This is a genomic window from Desmonostoc muscorum LEGE 12446 (assembly GCF_015207005.2).
Lineage (GTDB): Bacteria > Cyanobacteriota > Cyanobacteriia > Cyanobacteriales > Nostocaceae > Nostoc > Nostoc muscorum.
Map to the genome: position 1 here is coordinate 67650 of NZ_JADEXS020000003.1, position 12009 is coordinate 79658.

Sequence of the window (12009 nt, forward strand, 5' to 3'; positions counted from 1 at the left end):
TTCAATGGTCTGTGGTTTAGATCTTCTTCAAGAGCGGAATCGTCATGATGGTTCAGCATTTCATGCTGCAAGTCCAGTCGCATTCGTTAGTATGCTGAACGAACATAACAGTGAAACCATGTCAGGAATTTTTCAGCTTGAAAACGATAACATGGTTTTCAGCGGCCTTGAAACACCTCAAGTTCTTTTAGACCATCAAGCTATTAGTAGACCTGATGGTGGTGTTTCTTTGATTTGGGACACTATGGATCTAGCGTTTGAGGATGGAGTTGTTGACGATATGTTCAACGCATATATATCCTTATTATCCAAATTGACCGAAGACGAAAGCATCTGGAATATATCTTATTTTGATTTCAGGTCGAAAGAAGAAAAAAGGCAGCATTCAGAATATAATCAAACAAAGGCTTCTCTATCAAAGCGATGTCTGCATGAATATCTTTACAGCCAAGCAAAGCGACTATCAGATAAACCTTTGCTCATCGACTGCCGCAGAACAATAAGTTATGGTGAAGCAACTTATATTTCTAACCGTATCGCCTGGACATTGCGTAAGCGATACAATGTCAAGCCAAACGAATTAATTGCAGTATATGCCTCAAAAGGTTGGGAACAAGTTATTGCGGTGCAATCTATTATCGCCGCAGGTGCTGCTTATGTACCTATTGACCCTGCCTTTCCCGAAAATCGAAAGTTAAATATATTAGAGCGTTGTGGGTGCAAAATTGTATTAACGTGTGAGACTAACTTTAATGATAGATGTATAAGTAGCCTTGAAAGAATAGCAATCGATCTTACTGATAACTTGGTTATAGAATCTGAAAATTTACCACGCATTCAGTCTTCAAATCATCTTGCGTATGTAATTTTCACCTCTGGTTCAACTGGTGAATCAAAAGGAGTAATGCTTAATAACCTTGGAGTAGTTAATACTATAGATGATATAAATCGTCGTTTTAATATTGACTCCAATGATGTAATATTCGGTATTTCTGATTTGAGTTTTGACTTATCAGTATATGATATATTTGGAACTATAGCTGCTGGTGCAACACTTGTTATTCCTCCTCCAGGATCAAATCTGGAACCTGCCTTATGTGCAAGATTGTGTGCAGAACATCATGTAACTGTTTGGAATTCTGTTCCGGCATTAGTTCAGCTACTAGTAGAAAATTTTGAAATCAATTACCCATCGCAAAAACTGTCGTTTAGGCTGTTTATGATGAGTGGTGATTGGATTCCTGTTAAATTACCGGAAAAAATTAAGCGGTTATTTTCAGCAAAGGTAGTCAGTCTTGGTGGCGCAACCGAAGGATCGATTTGGTCAATCTACTATGACATCAGTGAAATAGACGCAAATTGGAAAAGCATACCTTATGGATATCCCTTAACTAATCAAGAGTTCTATGTCCTAGATCAGAGAATGCAACCGCGCCCTAATAACGTTCCAGGTGAATTGTACATAGGCGGTGTTGGTGTAGCACAAGGATACTGGTTGGATTTCCAAAAAACAGCACAATCTTACGTATTTCATCCAGTTTTGAAAAAGCGAATTTATCGAACTGGGGACTGGGGAGTACAGCGCAAAAGCGGTTATATAGACTTTCTCGGAAGGGAAGATGGACAAGTAAAGGTACGAGGACATCGAATTGAGCTAGGTGAAATAGAGAGCATTTTACAGCAGCATCCTAGTGTGGCAAATGCGATCGCAAAAGTTATAGGATATCAAACACAAGACGCTTACTTAGCTGCATATATCGTTTCCAAAGATGGAGCAACACCCAGCTTGCAAGAGCTACGTCAACACCTTGCTGCATTCTTACCTGAGTATATGATTCCTGCAAAATTTATATTTCTCGATCAACTTCCGCTTGGTGCAACAGGCAAGATTAATCGCAAAGCATTACCGATACCAATTGATATTAAAAAAGCTCAAGTCAGTTGTCGGTCTCTTACTAAAACAGAATCTAGAATGGCAAGATTATGGTCAGAGATTCTTGAGATAGAAACACCTGCTGCTGAGGATGATTTTTTCAACTTAGGTGGAAACTCTTTTAGAGCAGCACGCTTAACCCTTGCTATTAATAATACCTTTGAAGCCGAGATCCCAGTAACTGCGCTTCTGCAACATCCAACACTAGAAAAACTTTCAAAATTAATAGATGAACGATGTTATGGTAATTCGTCGAAGCTATGGTCACCTATAATTTCGATCGCAGGTCGAGAACCTAGTCCAAAAATGTTTTGGTTTCACCCATCTGGTGGAGGAGTTTTGTGTTACAGATATCTGGGACAACTATTGTCACAGCAATTACATATCTTTGGCATTCAGGCGCAGTCTGGGAATGAACAAAATCTCATGAATTCGATACCTGAAATGCTTGATGTTTATCTGAATGAAATACGTGCTATTCAACCGTCAGGCCCTTATCATTTAGGTGGATGGTCAATGGGTGGAGTTATTGCTTACGTTGCGGCTCAGCAGTTAATTCAGCAGGGTATTCAGGTAGAAAGTCTAGTTTTAATTGATAGTCCTGCCCCTTTACGCCGCCAGATTCCGGAATTTGCAGAAATTGTCTCTTGGTTTGTATCCGATCTCGCTGAAGTAGAACAAACATTAAAACTTAGTTGCATACAACAAGGAAAATCAGATGAAAATTTACTATTTGAAGCATTGCAAGAGGCACAACAGATGGGTTTGATCTCATTTGGTAAGATGCAAGATTTCCGCCCTCTTTTTAATGTCTTTCAGTCTAATATCAATGCACTGTATAACTATCAAGCATCACCAATAGAAGAAGATGTTTCCTGTTTGCTTTTGATGGCAAGGCAAAATGTTCAAGAGCGTGTGGGCAGAGAATCTATGCAAATATGGCGTTCCCTACTACCAAAAACAACTTCATTTTGTGAAATCGATGGAAATCATTATTCACTTTTAAAAGAACCATTAGTAAGTGAAGTGACATCTGTAATTTTAGAACATTTTAAACCAAAGGTTAAAGTAGGGTAAATACTTGAGTTTAGACTTTTGTCGGAGATGAATCACTCCTGATTTTTTGCCTAATTATCAACTAAAAATATCCCAAAGTCTATTCGATGGTACATATGAACGAATTTCTGAGAATTGCATTTACGCCCCACCAAAATAAAGGCTTTGATTATTTTCGGACATGTCTAATAACTAGTACATTATGAAGCCAAAAAAAATAAAATCTAATCTGCTAGTGGCATTCTTTTTATTCAGCATTATCTTGACTACATCCGTAGCTGGATTCGCATATCCATATATGCGAAACAATCAACGGGATTACAGCTTATATAGTACTCCCATAGGTCACACAAATTACTTAGTACTGATGGCTAACGGGATTTATGATCCGAAAGACCCCTACTTCACGCCTCCTGACTTCAATTTTTTCTCGCATCAAATTATGGGTTGGAACGATGCACAGATAACGCAATATCGACAAAAAGCTGTAAGTTTTTTTTCAAAACGCTTTGGCGTTGATCCTGATAGTGCTAAATATACTGGGCGCGTAATAATGGTTCCTTTCATGCTAGACCCCCGATGGGAGTACCGCGTATACAATAAATCAAACGCTTATGTACCGCCGCAAGGATGGGTTGCACGCGATGGTGGATTTCAGTTGATTGCGATTGACCCTGATGGTGTCGAGCTTGGTGGAGAATTTAGTGGTTGGCACGCACCCAAAGGTGCGATCGCAGCCTTTGGCGAATTCAATATTCAGGTAGCTCCTCAAATTTATAAGCAACCAAAGGAAATTATCATTCATTATGAATCGCGGCAACCTGTGCTACAAAACAGCGGGTTTCCTTTAGATCGTAATGGCAATGGAACATTAATAGCACCCTTTGATGTATATCATCCGCAATGGGGGCATGGATGGGCATTTGCTCATATCACTGATGTCCTACAACAGGATGGGAAGTTACAAACAAATAACCGCAACATCATGACATTCCCAGCCGGTGCAGCATTTCCCAATACAAATTCCAGTAAGACAACTTTCGACTCTTCCAGATCATAATTTCAGGGCAAAAATTCAACTTTTATTAAGGAACAAAAATTGTGAGTACATCAACTTTTATCCAAGATACATCCGAATTAGAAAAAACTCTCTCTACACTCATTAATCTAACCAACTCTGATACTTATAACCCATTCAAAGAACTTGTTTGGCCTGATAGCATAGAGAGCCACAAATTATGGATGTCATCGAGCCTGATGTCGATTGATGGAACTCGTTTTGAACAAGAACTTTCTGAAGAACAATTAATTGAATTAAGCAAATGGGAATTTATTAATTTTTGCAGTTTGAATGTAACTGGCATCCGCGAATTATTAATAGAAATGACGAGTCGCTTGCATACACCAGGATTTGAAGTATTATCAGAATACCTGCATTATTTAATTGCAGAAGAGAATGAACATATGTGGTATTTCTCTAAGTTCTGTCTGCAATATGCTGGTAAAATTTACCCCGATCGAGCTTTGGCAGTGGCTAGTTTTCCCGAAGCAGATATCGCCAGCTTTATGGTCTTCGTTCGGGTTCTGATATTTGAAGAAATTGTTGATTTTTATAATCGTAAAATGGGTCAGGATAAAATCTTACCGAAGTTTATCCAAAACATAAACTGGCTTCACCACTTAGACGAAGGCAGACACATTAAATATGGTCGCCAGTATGTTAATTTAGCCTGTCAGGAGTTGCTAAATAAATATCCCAAACAACGAATTTTAGAAATGGAGTCTACTATTAAAGGTTTTATGCAACTTTCTGTACAAAAGCTTTATCGACGTGAGATATTTGTTGATGCCGGACTTAATGAGCCGGGTAAGATGCGAAAAGAGTTGCTCGCACATCCAGTCCGTCAGCAATTCAACAAAAAATTAATAGCAAGCACTGCAAAATTTTTGACCCAAATAGGCTTATTTTCAAATTCGAGCGTATTGCCTGAACCTGAACAAGTTGTTAACTAGCTCAGGACTTACGCAAAGCTATACGTTGTAAAGTCAATTCGTGAATTGGCTCTACAGTAACTCAAGGCTTTCACTGTTCTTTTTTGCGTAAGTAATATAGCTATCAGAATTGGTATAACAATTCAGGTCTCTACATCTAACCTGTTCTGTACTTTTGTAAGTTCTTATTACTGAGAATAATGGAATACACTGCAACTACATTGTACATCCTGTTGTTCAACATCATTTTGTGCAGCTTTTTTATTGAAAGTTTAAAAAGCGCTGGTGCTTCGAGAAATTTACGTGCTTTCATGGCTGGAATATTTGTCTTCTGGCTGATAGTGTTACATTTGCTCATTTCATCCAAAAGGCTTTTTCCTCAAGATATCAACAGCATCGAATTTCTAGGTGCTATTTTGTTGGGGGTAGGAATTGTCAGCGTTGGGTTTTTCTTAACACCATTGCGTGGTAAATTGCTTTCGGTAAACCAGGAATATCTCATGTTAATGCAAGGGTTACGAGTATTTTTTGGTGCAGGATTTCTCGTTGAAGCAAGCTTGAAAATCATGCCGACTTATTTCGGTGTTGCAGATGGTATATTCCACATAACATCGGCTTTTCTAGCCTTAAGAGCTGGTATACTGCTGGCAAGCGGTACTGGAAAAAAATTCGATTTATGGGTTGCTAACTTGTTTGGTCTGCTAGATATCCTTGTTGTAGCGGGTGGGTTAGCCTTTTTTCTTTTGGCAGAAGTTGGGGCACACCATAACGTCATGTATGCTGCGCTGTTTGCCGCCCCTATTTTCATCAATCTGCATATTGCATCAATCGTCAAACTATTAGGAAATATCCCAATTTCAGCAGTTAATAAAGCTTTTTAATAACACATACTTTCACTGATGAAAGTACTCTGAATAGTTTTATCAGACAGATTTTTGATAGTGTAGTGTCTGATTTATGCTTACCCTTGCAAAATGAGCAAATCGACAGTTCTACGTTCAACCTAAAATTTTCTTGAATTTTCACAAAATATATGTCAATTCCGAAAAACAAGCGTTTTCTATCCCTTACTCGTCGCCATGTCCTCAAGTTACTCGGCATCTCTGCAAGCTTTGGAGCAGGGGTTATGCTGCCAAGTAGCCTTCGTGCTGCAACTCCGCTGAAGGGAGATGAGCAAATATCTACTGAGAAAGAATCTGTGAATCATCAGAGTAAAAAAAGGGTAAATGTTGGAGTACTAGCTCGTTTTGAAGCAAAACCAGGTAAGGAAGCAGAACTTGAGAGTCTTTTGAGAAAGGGTCTTGCGATGGTAGAAAAAGAACCTGCGACAACCCAGTGGTATGCAATCAAAATCGGGCCTACGACCTATGGTATTTTCGACGTTTTCCCCGACGAGGCAGGACGGCAAGCGCATTTTGACGGTAAATTTACGGCTTTACTATTTTCAAAACTGCCTGAATTACAAGCCTTAGAGCCAAAAATTGAGCTTATAGATGTGGTGGCAACAACCCTTGGGAGAAAACACGTTAGTAAAGAGACTAAAAAAAGGGTAAATGTTGGAGTACTAGCTCGTTTTGAAGCAAAACCAGGTAAGGAAGCAGAACTTGAGAGTCTTTTGAGAAACGGCGTTGCTTTGGTAGAAAAAGAACCCGCTACGACAGAGTGGTTTGCAATCAAAATCGCACCTACGACCTATGGCATTTTCGATGTTTTCCCAGACGAGGCAGGTCGGCAAGCGCATTTTGACGGTGAATTTACGGCTTTACTATTTTCAAAACTGCCTGAATTGCAGGCGTTACAGCCAAAAATTGAACTTATAGACGTGGTGGCAACAACGATAAATAAGAAGATCCCAATTTGGGATTGAAGTCTTATCCACACATAAATAAAGCACGTAGCGCTTGTCAACTCACAATTGCTGCATGATTTCCTTTAAATAAATACCATCCGATCGCTTGTAGTAATCTCCGATCTATTTTTCCAATGGCACACACACTTAATCAAAATCAATCAGTTGAACTAATTCTCGATCCTATACTTCAAGGAGTTACAGTTAATGACCCAACACCTACCATTTCTGTGTTGTGGGATAAAGCTGCTCAACAAGCTGTAAGTAATGCGATTGTCGGTCCCACCATAGCCGATCGCGTCTATTCTATGGTGCATACCAGTATGTTTGATGCTTGGGCTGCTTATGACCCAATTGCAATTGCTACCCAACTCGGAGACCAACTACAACGTCCCCAAGTCGAAAATACAGAAGCTAATAAAAAGGAAGCGATGAGCTTCGCCGCTTATCGGACTTTGAAAGATCTGTTTCCTAGCCAAGTGAGCATTTTTGATGAATTAATGGGTAAACTTGGCTTCAATCCCAATGATACGACCACTGACACCGCTAAAGCTGCTGGAATTGGCAATGTCTCTGCTGATGCTTTATTAAAATTTCGTCATGAAGATGGTTCTAACCAACTCGGAAATAATCCTAACGGTACACTTGGTGTTCCCTACTCTGATATCACTGGCTATAAATCTGTTAACTCTCCAGGCAATATCATCGACATAGCGCGATGGACGCCTGAAAAAGTACCCATTGATGCTCCTCCAGGACAAGGGAGAGTTCAACGGGTTCTAGGTGCTAACTGGAGTGGTGTGACCTCCTTCAGTTTGAAAAGCAACAGCCAATTTCGACCGCCTGCACCCCAACCGTTTCTTTTAGTCGATGGAACAGTAGATCTGCAAGCTAAGACAATTACTCTCAAAAATGGGCAAGTGCTTCCCATCAGTAAAGATTTAGTGGGAACAGTCATTAATCCCAAGTTTATTGCCCAAGCCGAAAAAGTCGTTAATGTCAGCGCCAATCTCACCGACAAGCAAAAGCTGATTGCAGAATTTTGGGAAGACCAAATTGGCAGTTCCTTCCCCGCAGGTTCCTGGATGACCTTTGGGCAATTTGTGTCGGCGCGGGATAATCATACCCTTGATGATGATGCTAAACTCTTCTTTACTTTAGGAAATGGCGTCTTTGATGCAGGAATTGCTACTTGGGAAGCTAAAAGATTTTACGACTATGCTCGTCCAGTACGGGTAATACGCTCTCTAGGCGAACTAGGTCTAATTGGGGAATACAATAAAGAACTGGGAGGTTATGCCATCCAAGCTTGGAAACCAGGACAAGGAACTCAGACAATTTTGGCAACCGACTTTGTGACCTATCAACTCCCTGGTAGCAATCCTTCGCCGCCTTTTCAAGAATACACCTCTGGTCACAGTGGATTTAGTGGTGCAGGTTCGATAATTCTTGAGCTATTCACAGATTCAGACTACTTTGGTGGCAACGTCACCTTTGAGCCTGGATTGTCTCGTTTTGAACCTGGGATCACACCTGAAAAAGCTGTTACCTTGGAGTGGGACACTTTTTCCGACGCAGCAATTGAAGCTGGTGCCTCCCGCATCTACGGTGGGATTCATTTTGATGAAGGAAATCTTAATGGTCAGATTGTAGGGCAAAAAGTTGGTTTGAGTGTTTGGAAGCAAGCACAGTTTTTTATTGAAGGTGGTAAGGAGCAGAAAATCATTTTTGGCACCAAGGATTCAGATAGACTGGTTGGTACAAATGCTGATGAAAAGATTTATGCTCGTTCTGGTAATGACATTGTGATTGCTGGCTTAGGCGATGATCAAATCTTTGGTGGTGATGGTGATGACCGCATTTATGGTGGCGGTGGCGATGATCTTATCAAAGGTGGTCTAGGTAATGATCGCATTGAGGGTGGTAATTGTGATGACATTATCAGAGGTGGTCTAGGTAACGATCGCATTAAGGGTGGTAAGGGTCGTGATACCTTCGTCCTAGCTGCTGGTGAAGGTACTGACACGATTATTGATTTCCAGATTGGTAAGGATCTCCTTGGTCTGGCTGATGGTCTAAAATTCGGTGAGTTATCTATTTATTCAAGGGGAAACCGAACGCTGATTGGGTTTGAAGACCAAACGCTAGCTATCGTCAATGGAGTGAGAAATAGCCTCACAAGTGCAGATTTTATTCTGCTCTGAAAACTGTGACTAAGAATAGAACTAGCCCTTTCAAGGTGTTGTGCGATGGGCAGATTTGTAGTTTGGTAAAAAGAGGTGCAAATCTATGTTTGGTTTTTTCGCCTCGTCTTACTTAATTCGTTTCGGCATTAGTCATCTTTGCGCCTACTTCTTTTATCGTAAGCTATTAGCCAGATATGATATCAGGTAATTAGATCAAGTCGAGCTAAGGAAAATCCTTATCTTATCTAAGGATTTTCCTAATTGTATTTCTATCTTATTTAAAGTATTGTCATGACATATACACCATTTGGATAGAAGATATCGGGGCGAGGAATTTATGCACCTGATTATGGATATGGCCAGTTCAGGGTAGCTTTCATTGGTTATGGCAATGAAAATTCAACCGCAATTTGGCAATAATCGAATGAGATTTAGTTTGTTGTCACGATTTCGATTACTGAATCAGCCTTCAAGTTGCGAACTTTGTATTTGGCTTTGGTGGAATGTCACATTTGTTGAGACTGGAGAGAGAACAGGTATGAGTATAATTTACCTTTGTAATCTACCTATTAGTGCAATAATGCTCCTTTTAAATAAAAATAATTTCGCAAATAGTAAATAGTTCAATGATGAAACGTTTTTTCTTAAGCCATTTAAGTTTTCTATTACTTGTGGTAGCTATTTCGTTCATAGTGCTTGCTGGAAGTAGAGTGCAATCTGCTGAACCCCATACTCGCAGCGACCAAAAAAAGCTACTTCAACCTTTTACTCTTGCCACTCTTGCCTATCAAGGTTATTTCAAGAGTATAGGAATTCCTGGTTACAGCGTTTTAACTTCCGCTTATCAATCTCGAGAAGTTACAGCTAAAGATTTGGTTCAAGCTGCTGTAAAAATGCATCTATTAGATACCAGCATGACAACTGATGAGTCTTATGAAACCTTGCTTGATTATCAACTAGGATTTATGATGCGTAGTTTGAATTAACCCAGGGCGAACGCACGGTATTCCTGAAACCTGATACCGTCAGTAGACCGAAAAGTTTGGCGATGCCTGCGGCGGGCGTAGCCATCGCTAAAAAATAGTAGTGTACGATACCGTTTTTTGGGGAATATAAAAAAGCTGATTGCCTTAGCTCTATGATAATTTTTATTTATTAATGAACCCCAAAAACCAACCAAAATCATCCAGAGGGTAAATAAACTTCGCAGGCTACCCCATAGTTGCGGTCTACTGATTGGCGTAAAAATTCAAGCATCTGTTTGAGAGTAAATAGGTGAGAAAAAACTTGTCTAGTACTTCTTTTTAAACGGCTGATATAATGCCATATTCGTTGCCAAAATAAGAGTATGAAGAGGTAGGGCGTTTCGTAGTAAAGTTACTGTCTCATGTCAATTGTCTAACACTGTGACCGTCCGCCCTCTACCAACCACCACTTGAGCAACACCAGCACCAGCCCCCAAACCAAACACCCCGGCGCTGGCACCGTACATAATATTTCTGCCGAACATCTGAACGCCGAAATAGCCAAACGCGATCGCGCTAATGGTTCCAGCAGTTGCGATGATGATTTGATTCCGTTTCATAATGTCATGTCTCCTTTGATACTTATTTACTCAGGTTCGTTTGCAGCCAAAACCTTTCCAAGGTCGTAAATCGTGATTTCCGGCTCAGGCTCAGGCTGTGGTTGCGTTTCAGTCTCCAACTGTGCGCCACCCATACCAATCGCTTCTTGAATTTCTTGTTCCATACTTACCTCTCGAATTTGTCACGAAGTTTACTTATCAACACACTCCCCAGACACCCCGAAACCGCCAGCAGCATCCCGCCGACGCAAATGTTTTTCCGTGCTTGCCAATAAATGGGAGTTACAGCGCCGGAGTTGCCTGCAATGACTTCCACTCCCCAACAGCCAAGCGCCCCAACGCCCAAAAAACAGGCCCTTGCCAGACTCGCTAGACATTTCATCAATTGCCAATATCGAAATTCCCACGGCTGTAATTGGTCTAAGTTCCTGTCTCGATAACAACAGATTAATTTCCAAAGCCACTGCCGATATTTTGACAAGGATTCGGCTAAGTTTTTAACTTTGAATTTAGCTTTTGTGCCAGATTTCCAGGCAAACGGATTACCCAATCCGATTAATAATTATTGGCATAAGTATTCATCCTTTTTGGGTCTACCACAGTAGATCAATCTGGAATTGCCCACATAGCCATCACGATATTTGAGGATGTTCATTTGTTTATCAAAATCTTCTCTTTTGCTACGCGAAGCCGTTAGACAATGCAATAAGTTTATACACTCGCACCTAATTTTTTAATTAACTCCCGAATTACATCCGTTGCAGGTCTACCTGTTGTATTGCAATACTCATCGAGAGTTTGTGCTTCAGAGAAAGCAAGATTGACAGTTAATCGTTTTACTTCCCACTTTTTATTTGTCATTGTATTTACTCAAGAGTATTTGTGTAGAAAAAAATAAGACAGCAATAGCTGTCCTATGAAAAACTAGAATTAACGAGAACCTACAGGGGTTGCCAACCCTGCAACATAGTTCATCCAAGCCTGAATTGCTTGAATTTTATCAGTACCAGTGGCGATCGCTCTCAACACCTGCTGTTGATAGGAAGTAGCAGCATGATTTGAATCAACCTTGTCAGATGCCCAAGCTAGGCAAATGTCTCTCACCAGCTTATCGACCATAGCCACACTCAGTTGACTGGGAGCCGAAGCATCTTGAAACTGCAACCACTCTTTAATTAGCTCGATAGGGTAATTAGTTAATGTACGGACTTGTTTTACGCGCAAATCTTGGGGATGAACCGCAGGAGGTTTTGTCGGGGTTGGAGAGGGTGATTGTACAACAGAGCGATCGCTTTCATCTTCGTCCAAATTATATTTAGGACGGTTGAATAGTCTTGACTGAATCTGCTGTAATTAAGGTCTAATTTGATTGCCGGAATCTACAATTATGAATTAGCTTTAAAAGCTT

The 12009-nt window shown here is 40.4% G+C and carries 12 protein-coding genes and 1 pseudogene; 7 read left to right on the plus strand and 6 right to left on the minus strand.

Features of this window, described 5'->3' with window-relative positions:
* Positions 1-4 precede the first annotated feature (4 nt).
* The 7 genes from IQ276_RS39190 to IQ276_RS39220 all read left to right on the plus strand — a co-directional run bounded on the left by IQ276_RS39190 (position 5) and on the right by IQ276_RS39220 (position 10002).
* Positions 5-3010 (plus strand): amino acid adenylation domain-containing protein, encoded by a 3006-nt coding sequence (locus IQ276_RS39190; RefSeq protein ID WP_193913009.1) that lies wholly within the window; start codon positions 5-7, stop codon positions 3008-3010.
* Between the two features lie 181 nt (positions 3011-3191).
* Complete coding sequence (locus tag IQ276_RS39195; RefSeq protein ID WP_235116518.1) at positions 3192-4049, plus strand: hypothetical protein; 858 nt, start codon at positions 3192-3194, stop codon at positions 4047-4049.
* 41 nt (positions 4050-4090) lie between these two features.
* Positions 4091-5002: a diiron oxygenase gene (locus IQ276_RS39200; RefSeq protein ID WP_193913007.1), complete on the plus strand. Its 912-nt coding sequence runs from the start codon at positions 4091-4093 to the stop codon at positions 5000-5002.
* A 179-nt stretch (positions 5003-5181) separates the two neighbouring features.
* Complete coding sequence (locus tag IQ276_RS39205) at positions 5182-5862, plus strand: DUF8737 domain-containing protein (protein ID WP_193913006.1); 681 nt, start codon at positions 5182-5184, stop codon at positions 5860-5862.
* A 152-nt stretch (positions 5863-6014) separates the two neighbouring features.
* On the plus strand, positions 6015-6848 hold the full coding sequence (locus tag IQ276_RS39210) for a putative quinol monooxygenase (protein ID WP_228042769.1): 834 nt from the start codon (positions 6015-6017) through the stop codon (positions 6846-6848).
* Positions 6849-6964: 116 nt separating this feature from the next.
* Entirely contained in the window at positions 6965-9034 is a 2070-nt protein-coding gene (locus tag IQ276_RS39215) for a DUF6851 domain-containing protein (protein ID WP_193913005.1), read from the plus strand.
* 608 nt (positions 9035-9642) lie between these two features.
* The gene (locus IQ276_RS39220; RefSeq protein WP_193913004.1) at positions 9643-10002 is read left to right on the plus strand and encodes a hypothetical protein; all 360 of its coding nucleotides are present in this window, start codon (positions 9643-9645) and stop codon (positions 10000-10002) included.
* A gap of 196 nt (positions 10003-10198) precedes the next feature.
* Here IQ276_RS39220 and IQ276_RS41340 read toward each other — a convergent pair.
* The 6 genes and pseudogenes from IQ276_RS41340 to IQ276_RS39245 form a co-directional block, all read right to left on the minus strand.
* Positions 10199-10342 (minus strand): annotated as a pseudogene (locus IQ276_RS41340) (ISH3 family transposase); the annotation flags it as partial.
* 64 nt (positions 10343-10406) lie between these two features.
* Positions 10407-10601, minus strand: a complete 195-nt coding sequence (locus IQ276_RS39225; protein ID WP_193913002.1) for a hypothetical protein — start codon at positions 10599-10601, stop codon at positions 10407-10409.
* Between the two features lie 26 nt (positions 10602-10627).
* Entirely contained in the window at positions 10628-10765 is a 138-nt protein-coding gene (locus IQ276_RS39230; RefSeq protein ID WP_193913000.1) for a hypothetical protein, read from the minus strand.
* A 27-nt stretch (positions 10766-10792) separates the two neighbouring features.
* Entirely contained in the window at positions 10793-11065 is a 273-nt protein-coding gene (locus tag IQ276_RS39235; RefSeq protein ID WP_193912998.1) for a hypothetical protein, read from the minus strand.
* 247 nt (positions 11066-11312) lie between these two features.
* Entirely contained in the window at positions 11313-11462 is a 150-nt protein-coding gene (locus IQ276_RS39240) for a CopG family transcriptional regulator (protein ID WP_193912996.1), read from the minus strand.
* A gap of 69 nt (positions 11463-11531) precedes the next feature.
* Entirely contained in the window at positions 11532-11909 is a 378-nt protein-coding gene (locus IQ276_RS39245) for a hypothetical protein (RefSeq protein ID WP_193912994.1), read from the minus strand.
* Between the last annotated feature and the right edge of the window lie 100 nt (positions 11910-12009).

Coding starts and splice junctions, on each gene's coding strand:
- IQ276_RS39210 (WP_228042769.1), top strand. CDS start 6,015: ATGTCAATTCCGAAAAACAAGCGTTTTCTATCCCTTACTCGTCGCCAT.
- IQ276_RS39215 (WP_193913005.1), top strand. CDS start 6,965: ATGGCACACACACTTAATCAAAATCAATCAGTTGAACTAATTCTCGAT.
- IQ276_RS39230 (WP_193913000.1), bottom strand. CDS start 10,765: ATGGAACAAGAAATTCAAGAAGCGATTGGTATGGGTGGCGCACAGTTG.
- IQ276_RS39190 (WP_193913009.1), top strand. CDS start 5: ATGGTCTGTGGTTTAGATCTTCTTCAAGAGCGGAATCGTCATGATGGT.
- IQ276_RS39220 (WP_193913004.1), top strand. CDS start 9,643: ATGATGAAACGTTTTTTCTTAAGCCATTTAAGTTTTCTATTACTTGTG.
- IQ276_RS39240 (WP_193912996.1), bottom strand. CDS start 11,462: ATGACAAATAAAAAGTGGGAAGTAAAACGATTAACTGTCAATCTTGCT.
- IQ276_RS39195 (WP_235116518.1), top strand. CDS start 3,192: ATGAAGCCAAAAAAAATAAAATCTAATCTGCTAGTGGCATTCTTTTTA.
- IQ276_RS39205 (WP_193913006.1), top strand. CDS start 5,182: ATGGAATACACTGCAACTACATTGTACATCCTGTTGTTCAACATCATT.
- IQ276_RS39225 (WP_193913002.1), bottom strand. CDS start 10,601: ATGAAACGGAATCAAATCATCATCGCAACTGCTGGAACCATTAGCGCG.